12 protein-coding genes and 2 pseudogenes are annotated in these 18,277 nt (G+C 72.1%); 8 read left to right on the top strand and 6 right to left on the bottom strand.

Annotated elements, in window-relative coordinates; translation table 11 throughout:
• Positions 1-8: 8 nt before the first annotated feature.
• Entirely contained in the window at positions 9-725 is a 717-nt protein-coding gene (locus ACIA8K_RS33810; RefSeq protein ID WP_396066740.1) for an SDR family oxidoreductase, read from the bottom strand.
• Positions 726-912: 187 nt separating this feature from the next.
• On the opposite strand from ACIA8K_RS33810, the pseudogene ACIA8K_RS33805 reads away from it, so the two are divergent.
• Positions 913-1,121 (top strand): annotated as a pseudogene (locus tag ACIA8K_RS33805) (cystathionine beta-lyase); the annotation flags it as partial.
• On the opposite strand, the gene ACIA8K_RS33800 reads toward ACIA8K_RS33805, so the two are convergent.
• Positions 1,118-2,236, bottom strand: a complete 1,119-nt coding sequence (locus ACIA8K_RS33800; RefSeq protein WP_396066738.1) for a Fic family protein — start codon at positions 2,234-2,236, stop codon at positions 1,118-1,120. The pseudogene ACIA8K_RS33805 and the gene ACIA8K_RS33800 overlap by 4 nt on opposite strands.
• Positions 2,237-2,385: 149 nt before the next feature.
• A pseudogene (locus tag ACIA8K_RS33795) lies at positions 2,386-3,306 on the bottom strand (RNA polymerase sigma factor); the annotation flags it as partial.
• A 381-nt stretch (positions 3,307-3,687) separates the two neighbouring features.
• Here ACIA8K_RS33795 and ACIA8K_RS33790 point away from each other — a divergent pair.
• Positions 3,688-5,760 carry a HelD family protein gene (locus ACIA8K_RS33790; protein ID WP_396066736.1) on the top strand — a complete coding sequence of 691 codons (2,073 nt, stop codon included), beginning with the start codon at positions 3,688-3,690 and terminating at the stop codon, positions 5,758-5,760.
• Here ACIA8K_RS33790 and ACIA8K_RS33785 read toward each other — a convergent pair.
• The gene (locus tag ACIA8K_RS33785; RefSeq protein WP_396066734.1) at positions 5,757-6,287 is read right to left on the bottom strand and encodes a hypothetical protein; all 531 of its coding nucleotides are present in this window, start codon (positions 6,285-6,287) and stop codon (positions 5,757-5,759) included. The two genes, ACIA8K_RS33790 and ACIA8K_RS33785, sit on opposite strands and share 4 nt — an antisense overlap.
• 144 nt (positions 6,288-6,431) lie before the next feature.
• Between ACIA8K_RS33785 and ACIA8K_RS33780 the strand changes: the two genes are divergently transcribed.
• Together ACIA8K_RS33780 and ACIA8K_RS33775 are read left to right on the top strand one after the other, a co-directional pair.
• Positions 6,432-6,950 (top strand): hypothetical protein, encoded by a 519-nt coding sequence (locus ACIA8K_RS33780; protein ID WP_396066732.1) that lies wholly within the window; start codon positions 6,432-6,434, stop codon positions 6,948-6,950.
• 10 nt (positions 6,951-6,960) lie between these two features.
• Positions 6,961-8,427, top strand: coding sequence for a flotillin family protein (locus tag ACIA8K_RS33775; protein WP_396066730.1), 1,467 nt, complete (start codon positions 6,961-6,963; stop codon positions 8,425-8,427).
• A gap of 16 nt (positions 8,428-8,443) precedes the next feature.
• Here the strand turns inward: ACIA8K_RS33775 and ACIA8K_RS33770 are convergent, their stop codons facing one another.
• A complete protein-coding gene (locus ACIA8K_RS33770) occupies positions 8,444-11,176 on the bottom strand; it encodes an ATP-binding protein (RefSeq protein WP_396066727.1) in 2,733 nt (910 codons plus the stop codon).
• 156 nt (positions 11,177-11,332) lie between these two features.
• Here ACIA8K_RS33770 and ACIA8K_RS33765 point away from each other — a divergent pair, with 156 nt between their 5' ends.
• On the top strand, positions 11,333-12,295 hold the full coding sequence (locus ACIA8K_RS33765) for an alpha/beta fold hydrolase (RefSeq protein ID WP_396066725.1): 963 nt from the start codon (positions 11,333-11,335) through the stop codon (positions 12,293-12,295).
• A gap of 277 nt (positions 12,296-12,572) precedes the next feature.
• Here the strand turns inward: ACIA8K_RS33765 and ACIA8K_RS33760 are convergent, their stop codons facing one another.
• Complete coding sequence (locus ACIA8K_RS33760) at positions 12,573-13,445, bottom strand: helix-turn-helix transcriptional regulator (RefSeq protein ID WP_396066723.1); 873 nt, start codon at positions 13,443-13,445, stop codon at positions 12,573-12,575.
• A 157-nt stretch (positions 13,446-13,602) separates the two neighbouring features.
• On the opposite strand from ACIA8K_RS33760, the gene ACIA8K_RS33755 reads away from it, so the two are divergent.
• The 3 genes from ACIA8K_RS33755 to ACIA8K_RS33745 all read left to right on the top strand — a co-directional run bounded on the left by ACIA8K_RS33755 (position 13,603) and on the right by ACIA8K_RS33745 (position 18,275).
• Positions 13,603-14,625 carry a zinc-dependent alcohol dehydrogenase family protein gene (locus ACIA8K_RS33755; RefSeq protein ID WP_396066721.1) on the top strand — a complete coding sequence of 341 codons (1,023 nt, stop codon included), beginning with the start codon at positions 13,603-13,605 and terminating at the stop codon, positions 14,623-14,625.
• A 79-nt stretch (positions 14,626-14,704) separates the two neighbouring features.
• On the top strand, positions 14,705-15,907 hold the full coding sequence (locus tag ACIA8K_RS33750; RefSeq protein WP_396066719.1) for an MFS transporter: 1,203 nt from the start codon (positions 14,705-14,707) through the stop codon (positions 15,905-15,907).
• A gap of 1,243 nt (positions 15,908-17,150) precedes the next feature.
• Positions 17,151-18,275: a DUF3500 domain-containing protein gene (locus tag ACIA8K_RS33745; RefSeq protein ID WP_396066717.1), complete on the top strand. Its 1,125-nt coding sequence runs from the start codon at positions 17,151-17,153 to the stop codon at positions 18,273-18,275.
• The last annotated feature ends 2 nt before the right edge of the window (positions 18,276-18,277 follow it).

The raw sequence follows: 18,277 nt of genomic DNA, 5'->3' as shown, positions 1-18,277 counted from the left end.
GCCTGTTCTCAGGCCATGCCGCCGTTGACGAAGACGGTCTGGCCGTTGATCCAGCGCCCCGGGCCGGCGAGCAGCGACACGACCTCGGCGATGTCGGACGGTTCACCGAGGCGGCCCATCGGGTTCTGGCCGGCGATGGTGGCGATCAGCTGGTCGCTCTTGCCGTCGAGGAACAGCGCGGTGGCGGTCGGGCCGGGCGCCACCGTGTTGACAGTGATGTTCCGGCCGCGCAGTTCCCTGGCCAGGATCGGGCTGAGCACCTCGGTGACGGCCTTACCGCCCGCGTAGGCGGCGTAGGAGGGCAGCCTGGTCCGGGTGACCGAGGTGGAGAACGAGATGATCGCGCCGCCGTCGCGGACCCGGCGGGCGGCCTCGCGGGCGACGACGAACGCGCCGCGCACATTCACCCGCTGCATCCGGTCGAAGTCGTCGAGGTCCAGCTCGGCGACCGGCTTCAGGATCATGATGCCGGCCGCGTTGACTACCACGTCCACGCCGCCGAAACGCTCTTCGGCGAGGTCGAAGAGCGCGGCGACCGCGGTCTCGTCGGCTACGTCGGCCCGGACGGCGACGGCTCCCTCGATCGCGCCGGACGCGGCCTTCGCCTCGGTGTCGTCGCCGAGGTAGGCAAGGACGACCTGCTGGCCGTCAGCGGCAAGGCGTTCGGCGACGGCGCGGCCGATCCCCCGCGTTCCACCGGTGACTATCGCGACGCGCCCGTTCATGACGTACCCCCTGCGTTGTTTTCGTTGCTAACAGTTTCAAGTTAGCACTGGTAGGTTCCAGCGGCAACATTGTCTTGATAGCGGCGATAACACCTTGGGATCGTCGAATGTCGATGGATCCGCTGGAACAGCCGTCGCTCGCGCAGCTCCGGGGCCGGACGAGTCTCAAGTGGACAACCTGTCCACCGACTGCCGGGCGCTCGGGCTACCCTCGGCACGGCCGGCCGACGGACTGGGGGGCCAGCACGCATGCTCCTGGACGAGGCGCGGGTCGCACTCAGCTCGGGCCACGTCTTCGGAAGCGGCGGCGACGGCTTCGTCCGCCTCAACTTCGCCACCTCCGAGGCCGTCCTCACCGAGGCGGTGCGGCGGATGGCGGCGGCACTGCCGGACTAGGCGTAGGGGTCGCGGCCGGGGCCGCGGACGGCCGCGGCGGCAGCCTCCGCGATGTCGGTGGCGGCGCCGTCGAGCACGTAGACACGCGTGGTCGCGTTGCCACGGGCGGAGAGCAGGCCGGCGCGCGTCAACGCCTGGATGTCGCGGATCGCCTGGTCGCGACTGAGGCCCTCGTCCTGCTGGTAGGTGGTGCGCCGCACCTCGCCGACCGCGGCGGCGTAGAGGGCGGACACCGTACGCTCGGGCAATCCCCTCTCCCCGGCCAGCCCGGCCAGGTCGTGCCAGAGGCGCACGGTCCACTCGGATCGCCGGCGCACGCGCTGCGCCTGGCGGTGATGGGATGCGAAGACGAACCTGAGCCAGGCATGGGTGTCGCGCTCCGGCTGGAAGCGTCCCTGCTGGGTGGACCGGAGCGCCTCGTAATACTGCACGGTGTTCGTCTGCTCGCCCAACCACTCCTCGATCGAGGAGAACTCAGCCGCCAACTCGCCGGTGCGGGCCAGCAGCAGGGTGTGCAGCGCTCGCGCGGTGCGGCCGTTGCCGTCGCGCCAAGGGTGGATTCCCACCAGGTTGAGATGGGCCAGGGCCGCCCGCGCGTACGCCGGCGCGTCGAGGTCTCCGGCATGCAGCCATTCGACGAGTTCGCCCATCAGGCCGGGGACCTGATCGGCGTCGGGTCCGGTGTAGGCCGGTTCCAGCGGGTCGCCGCTCGTGACGTAGATGCCGCCGGCCCGGTACCGGCCCGGCCACTTCGCGGGCTGATACTTCGTGATCATGAAGTGCAGCGCTGACAACAGGGTCTCCGAATAGCCGAAGAAGGTCATCATCGGCGTCTGCTGCACATAGGTCATCGCATCCCGATAGCCGATGACGGCCTGCTGCGTCTCCTCACCGGCCTCCGCGGACATCGGCGCGTGCTCCACGAGCGCCCGCGCATCCGAGTTGCTGATCGTGATGTTCTCGATGGTGTTGGATCCCTGGATCGCCGCCGCGAAAAGGCTTCGGCGCAGTTGGCCCTCCCACCGCGGCTTGGACCGCAGCCGCGCCTGAAGCTCGGAGTTCATCTCACTGAGCTCGCCCAGCACCTCCACGTCCGCCGCATCCAACAGGGGCATCGCGTACAACATGGTCCGACGCTACAGCGCAGGCAGCATAGGGAGAGCGTGGCGGGCGGCCCGGAGGGACGACGAAGTCGCGCCGGGCGCGTTGCGGGCCGCCCGTAGCCGATAGAGGTCCCCGTCATCGCGGGGGCGAGGAGCCACCGTCAGTCGAGGTAGCCCTCGAGGGTGTGCGAGCGGGCCGGGTGCTGGAGCTTCGCGAGGGTGCGGTGCTCGATCTGGCGGATGCGCTCGCGGGTCACGCCGTACACCCGGCCGATCTCGTCAAGGGTGTGAAGCGTGCCGTCGGTGAAGCCGTAGCGCATGCGGACGATGCCTGCCTCGCGCGGGGTAAGCGTCTTCAGGATCTCCTGAAGTGCGACCGACAACAGCGCGGCACTTGCCGCGTCGAGCGGGACGACGGCGTCACGGTCGGCCAGGAGGTCACCGAGGGAGGTGTCCTCGCCGTTGAGGGAGGCGTCGAGCGAGATCGGGTCGCGGGCGTGGCGCTGGACCTCGAGGATCTTCTCCGGGGTGCTGCCCATCTCGGCGGCCAGCTCTTCCGGCGTCGCGTCGCGGCCGAGCTTGTGCAGCAGTTCGCGCTGGGCGCGCTTGAGGCGGCTGAGCACCTCGGTCAGGTGGGCGGGGAGGCGGATGGTGCGGGACTGGTCGGCCATGGCGCGGGCGATCGCCTGCCGGATCCACCACGTCGCGTAGGTGGAGAACTTGAAGCCCTTGGCGTAGTCGAACTTCTCGACCGCGCGGACCAGGCCGAGGTTGCCCTCCTGGATCAGGTCGAGGAATGCCATGCCGCGGCCGGTGTAGCGCTTGGCGATGCTGACGACGAGCCGCAGGTTCGCCTCGAGCAGGTGGTTCTTGGCGCGGTCGCCGTCGCGGCAGACGACCCGCAGGTCGGCGGCGAGCGCGGGGGCGAGGTCCCGGCCGCCGTCACCGGCAAGCAGGTGCCTGGCATAGAGCCCGGCTTCGACGCGGCGGGCCAGGTCGACCTCCTGGTCGGCGCCGAGCAGCGGCACCCGGCCGATCTCCTTGAGGTAGGCGCGGACCGGGTCGGCGGCGACGACGGTCTCGTGCGGCGCCGCTATGTCCTCGTCGATGTCCAGCACCGTGACCGCCCGTCCCTTCATCGTGTTTCCTGGCCTCGTCGTCCGAGCGGTGGTGGTGCCTCGCGTACGTACAGTGTGCAGCCTTTTCGGCTTTTCCGCACTCCGGGTCATATCCGAGTTGCCTGACGCAAGCGATTTTCACCACCTGATAAAGACGCATTGGGCACAGTCGAATCCGCCCGTCAAGTAGCAGTTCAGCGGCCGGAGATCACCATTACGGCGCCCGGCGCAAGCTCGTGAGACAACCGTCTCTTCAAGGCGTTTCGGGCCGGGACGTACCGCCGGATCGCTTTAGCATTGCCGCTCGGAACGAGCCGATCTGATTAGTCAATTCGAGGTCCTGCAATGCTCCGAAATGATTCCGGGAACACGTCGCTGGAGACCGCCGTCGCGGAGGAACAGCATTTCCTCGACCGTGCGGTGGCGCAGCGCGACCGGCTGGCCGCGCGCCTGGCGGCCGAGCTGGCCGTGCCCGCGGAGGACGCCACCGAGCGCGCCCGGCACCGCCTGCTCCGCCGCCAGTACGAGGAGATCGGGCGCGCGTCCGGCGGGCTGGTCTTCGGGCGCCTGGACGGGCTGGACGGCACGGTGCTTCGTGTCGGCCGGGCCGGGATCCGGGACGACGACGAGAACGCGGATCCGCTTGTCGTCGACTGGCGGGCGCCTGCGGCACGCCCGTTCTACACGGCGACGCCTGTGGACCCGCAGGGGCAGGCCCGGCGCCGTCACGTGCGTACCAGCGGCGTGGTGGTGGTCGGTATGGACGACGAGCCGCTTGACGGCGCCGCGGCGGGTGACCTGGTGGGCGAGGGCGCGCTGCTGTCCGCGCTCAACGAGCGGCGCACCGGCACGATGTCGACAGCGATCTCCACGCTTCAGCGCGAGCAGGACGACATCATCCGCGCGGACGCGGCCGGGCCGCTGATCGTGCAGGGCGGGCCAGGCACCGGCAAGACCGTGGTAGCGCTGCACCGGGTGGCGTATCTGCTGTTCACCCACCGTCGGATGGCGGAGCAGGCGGTGTTGGTGCTCGGCCCGTCCGCGCGGTTCCTGACCTACATCGCGCAGGTGCTTCCGGCGCTCGGCGAGACCGCGGTCGTGTCGGCCACCTGCGACACGCTTGTGCCGGGTGCTGCCGTGGCCCGGCCGGAGTCGCGGCGGGTGGCGGAGATCAAGGGGCGGGCGGTGTGGCAGTCCGCGCTTGAGGCCCGGGTGCGCTCGCTGCTGCCGCGGGCGCGCGAGTTGTCGCTGCGCTGGGCGGGTGAGACGTATCTGATCGGCGCGGACGTGATGGCGCAGATGCTGACCTCTGCGGTGCAGGGCCGGTCGTACCACCGGGCGCGTGCGGTCTTCGCCGAGCAGCTGCATCAGGTGCTCGCCACCGCTGTCGCGGAACAGCGGGCCGCGCTGCTGGAGCAGATGGAGGAGGGCTTCGAGGACATCCTGGCCCGGTTCGGGCGGCCGGAACCCGGGAACGACGGCCGGTCCGGTTCGGACGTCGACGGGCTGATGTCCGAGGAGGAGATCGAGGAGCTGCGGGAGCGGATCGCGGAACACCCGACCATCGGCAGGTTCGTCGAGTCGGTGTGGCCGACCCGGGAAACGGCGGCCACGCTCCGCGCGGTGCTTGCCGACCCGAGCCATCTGTCCACCGAGGACGCCGCGCTTGTGGCGGCCGAGCCGGAGCCGTGGGCCTCAAGCGACATCCCGCTGCTTGACGCGGTGGCGGATCTACTCGGCCCGGTGGAGAGCCCACGTCCGCAGGGCGAGTTCCTCGCGGACCGGGCGAAGGAGCAACGCGACTGGGTGTACGGCCACGTGGTGATCGACGAGGCGCAGGAGCTGTCCGAGATGCAGTGGCGGATGGTGTTGCGACGCTGCCCCAGCCGCTCGATCACCGCGGTCGGCGACATCGACCAGGCCGAGGCCGCGCACCGGCACACCAGCTGGGCGCAGGCCGTGCAGGCGACGCTCGGCGACCGCTGGACCGCGGCGGAGCTGACCATCTGCTACCGCACGCCGCGTGAGGTGATGGCGCTGACCGGGCCGGTGCTGCGGCGGGCCGGAAGCCGGAACAGCCCACCGCGCGCGGTCCGCTCGTCCGGCATCGCGCCGTGGCAGCGCACCGTGCCGGACAGCGAGCTGGTGTCCGCGGCGGTGGACGCGGTGGCGACGCTGCGGGAGCGGTGGCAGGGCGGCACGGTCGGCGTGGTCGCGCCCGCGGGCCGGATCGCCGCGCTGCGGCCAGCGCTGGACGGCGTGCCGGTGCTTACCGCCACGCAGGCCAAGGGCCTGGAATGGGACGCGGCGCTCGTCGTCGACGCGGACGGCATCGCGGCCGAGCCACGCGGCTGGAACGGGCTCTACGTCGCACTGACCCGCTGCACCCAGGAGTTGGGGCAGCTGACGGTCGCCTAGACGATCCGCAGGTAACGGTAGGGCTTGTAGCGGGCGGCCTGCGCGAGGACCACGGTCCGGCGCTGCATGCCGCCTGCCTTGCTGCTCGACTCGATCACGGTCGCGACCGTCCGTGCCGGGTCGGCCCACGCCTCGAACAGCCGGACGTGGTCGCTGCCGCGGTGGCCGGCCCGCGCGCGCAGCAGCACGTCGCCGGGCTGCAGACCGGCCCGGCTGATCGGCGTGACCACCTGCCGCAGCTCCCAGGTGGTCAGCGCGCGGCCGTAGCGCGGGTCGCGGCTGTCGATCGCCCACGCCATGCAGATGAAGCCGGAGCAGTCCGGGCGGTAGCGGCGGCCCTTGTTCAGGTCCCAGCGGGCCAGCCGGTTGTCCTGCGAATACCGCACCTTACGGCTCAGCCAGTCGTGGGCGCGTGCCATGACGGCCGCCCTGGTGATGCGCCCGCCGTAGTCGACTGCCACCCCCGAGGGCATCAGCGGGTACGCCGCCGCAAGCAGCACTGTCCGGCCGAAGCATCGACGATCCACTCCGATCATGGTGCCAGCCGGGCGGGCCCGGTACACCGCGTTCGCGCACGAAGGCCGGGTGGTGCGGGCCGCCTACTCTCGCGGTGAGGTACACACACGGTGAGTGATCATCAGCGTGCGGCGCCTCCGAGGTGAGGAGGGTCCGTGGTGGCACCGCCGACGCTGATCTTCCTGCTCGTGGGTGGCCTGGGCGCCGCGATCCTCGCGGTGGCGCTGCTCGGCGCCGGTGCGCTCCGGGTGGTGCACGTCGACCTCGGCGGGCCCGCCTCGGTCGAGTCGATCGCCGGATTCCTGGGTGCGTTCGGCTTCGGCGGCGCGATCGCGGCCGAGGTGCTCGGCGCGCGTACGCCAGGTCAGCTCCTGGCCGCCGCGGGCATCGGCGTGGCGGCCGCGGTCCCCACCGCGTATCTCGCCGTGCGGCTGTCCCACTGGGCCCGGAACATCCCCACCGATGCCACACCCACCCGGGCCGATCTGATCGGCGCGATGGGCGTGGTCGTCACCGCGATCCCCCATCACGGGTACGGCGAGGTGCGTGTGCGCTTCGGCGGCCTGCCGGTGAAGCTCTACGCCCGCGCGGACCGCCCGATCGGGCTCGGCGCCGAGATCTTCGTGGTCGAGGCGCCGTCGGACACAAGCGTCATCGTGGAACGTCTCTCCTAAGGAGCAGCGCATGCCGATTCTGATCGCGACCGCCGGTGGCGTACTTGTGGTCTTCCTCGTCGTGATGTTCGTCTTCTCCCGGATCAAGGTCGCCGGCCCGAACGAGGCCTTCATCATCACCGGCCGCAAGGGACGCTCGGTGACTGACTCGGCAGGTGTCCGCTCGCTCGACTTCTCCGGCCAGAAGGTGGTGATGGGCGCGTCCGTCTTCGTGCTGCCGGTGGTGCAGCGCAAGCAGTCACTCGACCTGTCCAGCCGCCGGATCAGCGTCGACATCCAGGGCGCGGTAAGCAAGCTCGGCATCCGCACGAACCTGCACGGCGTCGCGATCGTCAAGGTCGGCGGCACCGAGGACGCGGTCCGCGCGGCCGCCCAGCGCTTCCTGCACCAGCAGAAGGAGATCGACCAGTTCACCCGCGAGGTCCTGGCCGGCTCGCTGCGCGCGATCGTCGGCCGGCTCACCATCGAGGAGATCATCGGGGACCGGGTCGCGTTCGCGAGCGCGGTCGCGGAGGAGGCCGAGCACTCGATGACGAACCAGGGCCTGGTGCTTGACACGTTCCAGGTCCAGGACATCCTCACCGAGGGCAGCTACCTGCAGGACCTCGGCCGCCCCGAGGCGGCCCGGGTGCTCAAGGACGCCGCGATCGCCGAGTCGCTGGCCCGGCAGGCCTCCGAGCAGGCCCGGCTGCTCGCCGAGGAGTCGGTCGCGGAGGCGGAACGGAACCTGGAGCTGAAGCGGGCCGGCATCCGCGCCGAGGTGGACGCCGCGAAGGCCCGTTCGGCCGCGGCCGGCCCGCTCGCCGAGGCGGAGCAGAACCAGGCGATCCTGGCCGAGAAGCGCAAGGTCGCGGAGCGCAACGCCGAGCTGAAGGAGCGCGAGCTCGACGTCGAGGTGCGCAAGCCCGCGGACGCCGCCCGCTACCGGCTGGAGCAGGAGGCGGAGGCGCACCGCAACAGCGAGGTGTTCGCCGCCGACGCCCGCCGGCAGGGCACCATCGCCGAGGCCCAGGCGGAGGCGGAACGCTCCCGGCTGGTCGGCGAGGGAGAGCTGGCCCGGCGTACCGCGCTGGCCCGCGCCACCGAGCTGGAGGGCCAGGCCGAGGGCGCGGCGTGGCGGTCCCTCGGGCAGGCCGAGGCGGAGTCGATGCGGCTGAAGGCGGCGTCGTTCAACCTGTACGGCGAGGCCGCCATCCTCGACCTGCTGGCCCAGGTACTGCCACAGGTCGTCGAGGCCGCCAGCCGCCCGATCGGCGAGATCGACAAGCTGACGGTGATCTCCACGGACGGGGCGTCGTCGATCACCAGGTCGGTGGCCGGCAACGTGGCGCAGGGGTTGCAGCTGGGCACGGACCTGACCGGGGTCGACTTCGCAGGGCTCCTCGGGCGGCTCCGCAACGGATCCACGAGCGCTCCGGCGGTCACCGCGGATGATCACGCGCCGGCCGTCAAGGCGGACGACGCGCAGGCGGCCTGATCCCGGGCGGCTGCCGCTACACCTCGTCGCTCAGGGCGGCGGCGAGGCGGCGGCGGGAGGTGATGGCGAGCTTCCGGAAGACCTTGGTGAGGTGGTATTCGACAGTGGAGCTGCTCAGGAACAGGCGGGACGCGATCTCGGTGTTCGTGGACCCGGCCGCGGCAAGCGTCGCGACCTGCCGTTCCTGCGGGGTCAGCCCGTTGCCGCCGGTGGTCTGCGCGTCGCGGCCCGCCGGCCGTTCGCCGGTCGCGGTCAGCTCGGCGCGAGCCCGCTCCGCGAACGCTGCCGCGCCCATCCCGGTGAACATGTCGTAGGCGGTGCGCAGCGCGGTACGGGCGTCACCCCGCCGGCGGCCGCGGCGCAGCCACTCGCCGTGGAGCAGGTGCGTCCGGGCCAGCTCGACCGCCATCTGCGTGCGGGCCAACTGGTCGGCGGACTCGCGGTAGAGCGCCTCGGCCTGGTCGTCGTCGGCCATCAGCGCGCGGCAGCGGGCGAGCAGCCCCAGCCCCCACGGCGTGCCGCTCACCGGGACGCGTTCCTCCATCCGGGCGAGCGCGGCCTTCGCGGCCTGGTTGTCGCCGCTGCGGACGCCGGCCTCGACGATGTCGTGAAGCGCGCGGTTGGCGATGCCCGGCATGTCGCGGGCGAACGACGGCAGCAGCCCGGCGAGCGCCTCGGCGTACCGGCCGCGGCTGATGTCCAGGACGGCCAGGCAGTTGCGGATGACGTCGTCCGCCCCGAGGGCCTCGGTGGCGGCCGCGCGGGCCTCGGCGTCGCGGCCGCTCCAGGCGAGCAGCTCGACGCGCTGGATCGCCGGGTGCCGGCGGCCGACCACGTCGGAGAGTTCCGCGAGTTCGTCGTGGCGGGCGTAGGCGGCCGCGAACCGGCCGGCGCGCATCTCCCAGGTGGCGCCGACCATCAGCGTGGTCCGCAGCGTCCACAGCGCGACGCTGTCCCGGTCGTGGGATTCGAGTCGCTGCCAGGCGCGGCGTCCGGCCTCGTCGTCCCACACGTCCTCGGCCGCGAACGCGCAGACGACCGCGAACGGCAGGCGTTCGTCGGTGATGTTCTCGGCCGCGTCAAGCGCGGCCAGCGCGTCGCGCAGCAGCGGCACGGCCTCCCGGTAGCCGACCGCGGCACGGGTCGCGTAGCCGGTCAGGAACAGGTCGGCATAGGCCGGCGCCGGTGTCGCCGCCGCGGGCGAGGCCAGCACCACGTGGGACAGGTCGTCAAGGGTGACAGTGGTGGCGCGGTTGTCGGAGATCAGCACGGCCTGGAGCGCCTCGAACATCATCCGCCGAGCCAGCACCGCGTCCCGGTCCGCGATCGACGCGGCCGCCTCGAGAAGGATTCCGGGTACGTCGGTGAACCTGCCCGACTGCATCGCGGCCGTGGCCCGGGCCTGCATCGCGAGCGCGCGCGGCACGACGCCGTCGAGTCCGCCCTCGGCCCGGTCGAGCATCGCGACCGCGGCGGCCGAGTCGCCGAGTGCGAGGTGCGCGCGGGCCGCGGCGACCAGGCGCGCGGCCTGGTCGGCCAGGGCGGGGGACAGATCGGCCGCGCGGGTCAGGAACGCGGCCTGCTCGGCGTTGCCGCCGCGGGCCCGCGCGCGTTCGGATGCCCGCTCCAGGTCCGCGGCGACGTCCTCGTCAAGGCCGATCGTGGCCTCCGCGCGATGCCACGCGCGGCGGTCGGGGTCCCGCACCGGATCGGAGACGGCCGCAAGCGCCGCGTGCACGCGCCGCCGGTCGGGCGCACTCGCGCCCCGGTAGGTGGCGGAGCGGATCAGCGGGTGCCGGAAGTCGAGCGAGTCGGTCAGGATGCCCGCGGACAACGCGGGGTCGACCCGGTCCGCGGCGATGCCGAGATGCGCGGCGGCACGCCAGAGCAGCGCCGGTTCCTCCGGCGGCGTCGCGGAGAGGAGCAGCAGCAGCGCCCGGGTCCCGGCCGGAAGCTCCGCGATCTGCCGCTGGTAGTGGGTTTCCAGAAGCGTGCCGACCGGGAGCTGCCGGGGCAGCGGCGCGGCGCCGCTGAGCTGCTCCGGGGTGAGCGCGCGGGCCAGCTCGACAAGGGCGAGCGGGTTGCCGCCGGTCCCGTCGACGATCCTGGCCGCGACCGTGCCGTCGACGCGGCCGCCGATGCTTGCCGCGAGCAGGCTTCCGGCGTCGTCGCCCGGCATTCCCGGCACGGTAAGCGCGGGCAGGCCGTCGAGCACGGCCGGGACCGGCGGGCGGGTGGCGAACAGCAGCCCGACCGATTCGGCGTGCAGGCGACGCGCCACGAACGCCAGCACCTCGGCGGACGCCCGGTCCAGCCAGTGCGCGTCGTCCACGATGCACAGCAGCGGCTGCTCCTCGGCCGCCTCGGCGAGCAGCGTGAGCACGGCCATGCCGGCCAGATAGCGGTCCGCGGGCACGCCGGCCAGCCGGCCGAAGGCGGTGTGCAACGCGTCCCGCTGCGGTGCCGGGAGCGCGTCGATGCGGGGCAGCCACTGGCGCAGCAGCAGGTGCAGCGCCGCGAAGCCGAGCACCGCCTCCGACTCGACGCCGGCGATGCGGACCACGCGCACGTCCTGGCTGCCCGCGGCCGCCCGGTCGAGGAGGCTGGTCTTGCCGGTGCCGGGCTCACCGGCGAGCACGAGCGTGCCGCTGCGGCCGTCGCGCAGGCCGTCAAGCAGCTCTTCCAGGTGGCGGCGCTCGTCCTGGCGCCCGATGAACGGGACCGGCCGGCCCTCGGAAGCTATCGGCACGCGTTCAAGTAGACCATCCGCCGGCTCCCCAGTCGTACCCCCGGGGCTGTGGCTGTGGACTGTGGGGTTTCCCTGATTCGGGGGTGGGGGCTCCGGTGGTGTTCTTGTCGGGCAGCACCCCGCACACCCCCCATTCGCAGCCCCAAGGAGCTCACCATGCGCTACTCACGTTCGCTCGGCATCGGCCTCGGACTCGCGCTTGCCGCCGCCGCGGCGATCACCGGATGCAACGCCGCGGCCCCTGCTCCCGCCGAGGTGATGCCGGCCGGGTTCACCGAGCACAAGACGCCGGTCGGGGACGTGGGCATCCACTACGTCATCGGCGGGCACGGGCCGACGTTGCTGCTGATCCACGGCTACCCGCAGAGTTGGTACGAATGGCGGCACGTGATGCCCGCCCTGGCCGAGCAGTACACAGTCGTCGCCCCGGACCTGCGCGGCGCCGGCGACAGCGACGCCCCCGCCACCGGATACGACAAGAAGACCATGGCCGCCGACCTGCACGGCCTGCTCACCCAGCTTGGGCTGGACAAGGACCTGCGCATCGTCGGCCACGACATCGGCACCATGGTCGCCTACTCCTACGCCGCCGCCCACCCCGCCGACGTGACGAAACTCGTCCTCAGCGAGGCGCCGATCCCGGATCCGAGCATCTATGACTTCCCCGCGCTGACCGCGAACGGCCCCGGCCTGTGGAACTTCGGGTTCTTCACCGTCGGCAACGGCCTGCCCGAACAGATGATCCAGGGCAACGAGGACGTGTGGATCGACACGTTCTCCGACCATCTCATGGTCAAGAAGGGCTCACTCACAAGCGGTGACATCGCCGTCTACGCCCGCAACCTGCGCCGGCCCGGCCACCTCGCCGCGAGCTTCGCCTGGTTCCGGACGCTGCCACAGGACATCACCAACGACGCCGAGTACCAGAAGACGCCGCTGACCATGCCGGTACTCGCGGTCGGCGCGGCGGGCACCATGGGCACCTTCGTCGGTGACCAGGCACAGAAGTACGCCACGGACGTCACAGGCACTGTCATCCCCGACTCCGGCCACTGGATCTACGAGGAACACCCCACCGAGACCACAACCATGCTCCTCACCTTCCTCGACGGGAGGTGACACCTGGCAACGTCCCGGCCGGCCCTCGCCCACAGGCGGGGGCCGGCCGGGACAGCCTGCGTCCCGGACGGTGGCGGCACGTCTGATCAGGCCGTCCGCTCCAGCCGGTCGCGGACGGCGGCGAGCGCGGCCGCCATCGCGCCCGGTGCCCGGCCGAACGTCGTCGTGACCGGGCCGGTCGCGGGCTCGGTGCGCTCGGAGATCGCGTGCGGGTAGGCGAACTCACGCAGGCCCTCAACGGGCCCCCGGAGCGCTCCGGGGCCCTTCGGCGATCAGCTCAGGACGGGACGGCGGCGGCCGTGCCGGTGGTGGCGGCCCAGGAGGCCAGCAGCGCGAGCGCCTCCGCGGTCGGCGAGCCCGGCTGGGCCGCGTAGATCGTCAGCGTGAGGTCGCTGTCCGCGCGCAGCTCCATGCTCTCGTAGGCGAGCGTCAGATCGCCGACCACGTGGTGGTGGAAGTCCTTCGTGCCGGTGCCGTGGATGCGGACGTTGTGGGCGGCCCAGCGGCGGCGGAAGTCGTCGCTGCGGGTGCACAGCTCGCCGACCAGGTCGTGCAGGCCCTTGTCGTGCGGGTCGACGCCGGCGGCGGTGCGCAGGTTCGCCACCGTCATGTCCGCGAACAGCTCCCAGTCCGGGTAGAGGCGGCGGGCGGCGGCGTCGAGGAACGTGAACGTGCCAAAGTTCGGCGTGGCGGACGGGCCGGCGTACAGGTCGCGGAACAGGGCACGGCCGAGCAGGTTCGCCGCGAGCAGGTCCTGCCGTCCGTTGACCACGATCGCCGGGGAGGTGATCGCGTCGAGCGTCCACTGCAGGCTCGGCCGGACCGTACGCCGTCTCGGCCGCCGGCTCGGTTTGAGCAGCGCGCTGCTGCCGTTGGCCTCCTGGGCGAGGCGCATCAGGTGGGCGCGTTCCGCGTCGTCGAGGTGCAGCGCGCGGGCGATCGCCTCGAGCACGCCGGCGGACACACCAGCCAGCGCGCCGCGCTCGACCTTCGAGTAGTACTCGACGCTCATGCCGGCCAGCGCGGCGACCTCGCCGCGGCGCAGCCCGGGAACACGCCGCTGCCCACCAGCGGGAATGCCGGCCCGCTCCGGTGTGATCTTCGCGCGGCGGGAGGAGAGGAACTCCTGCACCTCGACTCGGTTGTTCACCTCCCCGACGGTACGCGGCAGCGCGCGCAACTGGGATGTACTGCCGGTACACCTCACCACAGGGGCTCCCCCGTTCCGCCCCGGCGCGGTTTCCTGAAAGGTGTCCGGCGCGTTGAAGAAAGCGCCGCTACCGGGCACGACCTCAAGGAGAGACATCATGCGTGGAGCCGTCATGCACGCCCCCGGCGACGTCCGGGTGGAGAACCGGGACGACCCGCGGATCGAGGCGCCCACGGACGCGATCATCCGCCTGTCGGCCGCCTGCGTCTGCGGGTCGGACCTGTGGCCGTACCGCGGCATCCAGCCGCTCGACGGCCCGACACCCATGGGCCACGAGTACGTCGGCGTCGTCGAGGCGGTCGGCGGCGAGGTCACCACCGTACGGCCCGGCCAGTTCGTCGTCGGCTCGTTCTGGGCGTCGGACAACACCTGCGAGATCTGCCGGGCCGGCTACCAGAGCGGCTGCGTGCACCGGGTGCCGATGGGCATGCTCGGCTCCCAGGCCGAGTACCTGCGGGTCCCGCTTGCCGACGGCACGCTCGTCGCCACGCCCGAGGCCCCGCCCGCCGACCTGATCCCGAGCTACCTGGCCTCGTCCGACGTGCTCGGCACCGGCTGGTTCGCCGCGGTCGCCGCCGAGGCCGGCCCGGGCAAGACCGTCGCGGTCGTCGGCGACGGCGCGGTCGGCCTGCTCGCGGTCCTGGCCGCCAAGCAGCTCGGCGCGGAACGGATCATCGCGATGAGCCGGCACGAGTCCCGCCAGAAGCTCGCGCTCGACTTCGGCGCCACCGACCTGGTCACGGAGCGTGGCGACGAGGGCGTCGCCAGGATCAAGGAGCTGACCGGCGGGCTCGGCGCGCACTCGGTGATCGAGGCGGTCGGCACCCAGGAGTCGATGATGCAGGCGATCCGCTCCACCCGCCCGAGCGGCCACGTCGGCTACGTGGGCGTCACCCACGACGTGGCCCTGCCCGGCATGGAGATGTTCTTCTCCCTGGTCCACCTGCACGGCGGCCCGGCCCCGGTACGCCGCTTCCTGCCGCACCTGATGGACCTGATCGCCGCCCGCACCATCGACCCCGGAAAGGTTTTCGACCTGGAGCTCCCGCTTGAGGAGGCGGCCGAGGGCTACCGGGCGATGGACGAGCGCCGCGCGATCAAGACGCTGCTGCGCCCCTGAGACACGTCGTCGCCGCGCGCGACCAGCCCGCCGGTCCTCCAAGCGCGCGCGGACCTGTCCCCGCTGATCTACTGGGGTGATGAGCGTGCACCCGGCTCCGGCCCGTCCCACGATCAGCCGCGGGCTGACGCTGCTGATCGCCGTGATGGGCAGCGTGGCCGTCGGCAACCTGTACTGGGCGCAGCCGCTGCTGCGGCTGATCGCGGAGGATCTGGAGGTCTCCACGGCCACGGCGGGCTGGCTGGTCACCGCCACCCAGATCGGCTACGCCACAGGCATCGTGCTTGTCGTGCCGCTCGGCGACTTCCTCAACCGCCGCCTGCTGATCCCGGCGCTGCTGGCCTGCTCCGCGGTGGCGCTGCTCGCCTGCGCGTTCGCGCCGACGTTCGGCGCACTGCTGGCCGCGATCGCGCTGCTCGGGCTGAGCACTGTCGCCGGGCAGGTCGCGATCCCGCTGGCCGGGGATCTCGCGGACGACGCCGGGCGGGGGCGGGTGATCGGCACCGTCATGGCCGGGTTCCTCAGCGGCACGCTCATCTCGCGTACCCTCAGCGGCCTGATCTCCCAAGCCGCGGGCTGGCGCGCCATCTATGTGGTCGCCGCCGTCGCCACACTGATCCTGGCCGCGCTCGCCTACCGCAGCATCCCGGTGCTGCCCGACCGGCCGCGCCTGCGCTATCCAGCGCTGCTCGCCTCGGTCGGGACCGTGATCCGCAGGCATCGGATGGTGCGCTGGAGCCTGCTGCTCAGCGCGCTGCAGTTCGCCGCGTTCATGATGTTCTGGACCTCGTTGACCTTCCTGCTCAGCGCGCCCCCGTTCGCGTACCCCGTGATCGTCATCGGCCTTTTCGGTCTGGCGGGTCTGCCAGGCGCGGTCGCCGCGCAACGCACCGGCGTCCTGCACGACCGCGGCTTGTCACTGCCGGCGATCGGGGTGACATGGGGTGTGGCGCTGGTGTCCTTCGGGCTGCTCGGACTCGCGCAGGACTCCGTGCCGCTGCTCATCGCAGGCATCGTGCTGCTTCACATCGCGCTGTTCCCGCTCACCGTCCTGATCTCGTCGCGGCTGTTCGCCCTGGTCCCGGAGGCGCGCAGCCGGGTCAACACCGCGATGATCACCACCAACTTCGTGACCGGCGCCGTCGCCTCGGCCGTGGTCGCCCCACTGTGGTCTTCCGGCGGCTGGCCCGCGATCACCCTGGCCGAGCTCGCCGTCTGTGCCCTCGCGCTCGCGGTCTGGGCCCTCGGCCGCCGCGGCCCACTCATCGCCCCGGCAGCCTGACCAGCACCGTCGCGGCCGCGGCGATGGCGAGTAGGTGAGCGACCCCTCCCGGGCCCGTCACACAATTCCAGAGCCGCCTCTACCCACTCTGTGGGTGGTCGCGGCCCGCACACTCCCGACTCTGCTGCCCATGCGCGTGCGGCGGTCTGCGGCCTCACGGTCGAAGGGCCGGCACGGGGGTGATCTCGGCCTGGGCGGTCGCAAGGGCCCGCACCGAAGCCGGGAGCTTGCCGAAGCACCAGTCGATCTTGGCTCTCGCGTGTCGCCGCGCCAGGGCTGCGGTCGATCTTGGCTGTCGCGTATCGCCGCGCCAGGGCTTGCGGCAGTTCGGGCGCTCCGCGCCGAGATGGGTTCGTTGTGCGGGATCTCGCGTCCATCTGGCGGGATGCAAGATCCTTGCGGCTCTGGTGGCCCTTATCCGAGCGCGATAAGGGCCACCAGAGCCGCAAGGATCTTGACGTGGGCCTTCCTGCGCCTTCGGCGTCAGGATGAACGCACAGGCAGGCACTCATATAACGATATGTCGGGCGCATAGCGCTCGGACCTGGGCACTGACCGCGGGGCCTCCACCTGACGCGGGCCGTGAGCGCGGGCTGTGTCCTGACATATGCGGATCCGGTGTTGCTTTGCGTTCATGCCCGGCCCTGAGGCCTGCTGAAGTGCCACGACCAACCCGCATTCCTGCGGAATCCGCGGCCTCGGTGCCGGCCCTTGTGCCCGCCCAAGCCGCGGCTGCCCCGCTTCGCGGCTGCCCCGGTTCGGATCTGTCTCGACCCACAGCGCCTCGGCCCGCCGCCGTGACGACGGCCGTGCTGCTCGCCCTCTGCAACCGCAACGACCGGCCGAAACCACTCACCACGCCCCAGCCCATTCGATCGTCGGTCCCCAGACGACCGGACGCGAATGGCAACAGAGTTGCTCCTGCGGGCAAGCCGGCGCGTCGGGCTCCGCTGGCGTTCCGCACGTCGCTCGGAGCCGGTGCCGCCGTGGCCCGGGAAGACCGGCGGGCGTGCGTTTCCGTGGCCGATCGGTCCGGGGTGCGGCGCGTGGGCGATCAGGATGTTCTATCGTCGACGGTGGCGGATTCGCGATGGGACCTGACCGGCTGGCGTGCCTGACCGGCTGGCGTGCCTGACCGGCCGGCGCGCCGGGCCGCGTCGGGCCGTTGAGTCGATCCTGTCCTCGCGGGCCCGCCGTCTCCCATGCGCTCCCGCCTGGGAATTCTGCAGGCGAGGGAGGGTCCGTGCCGGACCGGGTCGTGGGCGAGCGCATGGTCGAGGCGGCGCGTGCCTGGCTGGACCTGCTGGACGGTGAGCAGCGTGCCGCCGCGGTGCGGCCCTGGCCGTCCGAGGAGGAACGGCACCGCTGGTACTACACGCCCACCGACCACGGCGGGCTCCCGCTGCAGCGGATGCGCCCGGCGCAGCAGCAGCGTGCGATGCGCCTGGTCGCGGCCGGCCTGTCGCACCCCGGCTACGTGACCGCGTCGACGATCATCGGCCTGGAGAATGTGCTTGACCAGGCGGACGGGTGGGCCGGCAACTGGGGCCGGGAGCGCAACCGCGACCCGCTGGCCTACTGGCTGACCGTGTTCGGCGAGCCGAGCCTGTCCGGGCCGTGGTCGTGGCGCTTCGGCGGGCACCACGTCTCCGTGCACCACCTGATCCTGGACGGCCGCGTGCGGGCCAGCACGCCGTGCTTCCTCGGCGCCGATCCGGCCACGTCACCGCTGCTCGGCGGCCTGCTGTTGCGCCCGCTCGGTGCGGCGGAGGAGCTGGCCCGCGAGTTGATCGAGTCGCTCGACGAGGAGCAGCGTTCCCGCGCGGTGATCAGCCCGGTCGCGCCGGTCGACATCGTCAGCGGGAACCGGCCGCGCCTCGGTGACGGCGACCGCCTGATGCCGCTCCCGGACGTCTGGCGCGGCCATCTCCCCGAGCCCGGCCTGCACGACCTGGCCACCTCGATCCATCAGAACGCCGAGGCCCGCGCCGGTTTCGGCCCGCAGCACCACGATGCGGTCGGTCTCACCGCGGCTCCGAAGGGCATTGCCGCCGCCGAGCTGTCCGCGTCTCAGCAGGCCCGGCTCCGCGCGCTCCTCGACGTGTTCATCGGCCGCGTCCCGGAGGAGCTTGCCGCGCGTGAGGCCGAGAAGTTCGCCGGTGACCGCCTCCACGACGTGCACGTCGCCTGGGCCGGCGGTCTGGAGCGCGGTCTCCCGCACTACTACCGTCTCCAGGGCCCCCACCTGCTCGCCGAGTACGACAACACCCAGCGCAACGTCAACCACGTCCACACCGTGTGGCGCGACCCCGACTGCGACTTCGGCGACGACGTGCTGCGCCGCCACGTCGAGGAGTTCCACAGCTGAGC

Source organism: Catenuloplanes sp. NPDC051500, assembly GCF_044454585.1.
Taxonomy (GTDB): domain Bacteria; phylum Actinomycetota; class Actinomycetes; order Mycobacteriales; family Micromonosporaceae; genus Catenuloplanes.
The sequence above is the reverse complement of the archived record's forward strand: the minus strand, read 5'-3'. Positions and strand labels throughout refer to the sequence as shown.

What these genes read in the sequence shown, in the direction of transcription:
- ACIA8K_RS33810 (WP_396066740.1), bottom strand. Translation starts at nt 725, where the DNA reads ATGAACGGGCGCGTCGCGATAGTCACCGGTGGAACGCGGGGGATCGGC.
- ACIA8K_RS33800 (WP_396066738.1), bottom strand. Translation starts at nt 2,236, where the DNA reads ATGCCCCTGTTGGATGCGGCGGACGTGGAGGTGCTGGGCGAGCTCAGT.
- ACIA8K_RS33790 (WP_396066736.1), top strand. Translation starts at nt 3,688, where the DNA reads ATGCTCCGAAATGATTCCGGGAACACGTCGCTGGAGACCGCCGTCGCG.
- ACIA8K_RS33775 (WP_396066730.1), top strand. Translation starts at nt 6,961, where the DNA reads ATGCCGATTCTGATCGCGACCGCCGGTGGCGTACTTGTGGTCTTCCTC.
- ACIA8K_RS33765 (WP_396066725.1), top strand. Translation starts at nt 11,333, where the DNA reads ATGCGCTACTCACGTTCGCTCGGCATCGGCCTCGGACTCGCGCTTGCC.
- ACIA8K_RS33755 (WP_396066721.1), top strand. Translation starts at nt 13,603, where the DNA reads ATGCGTGGAGCCGTCATGCACGCCCCCGGCGACGTCCGGGTGGAGAAC.
- ACIA8K_RS33750 (WP_396066719.1), top strand. Translation starts at nt 14,705, where the DNA reads ATGAGCGTGCACCCGGCTCCGGCCCGTCCCACGATCAGCCGCGGGCTG.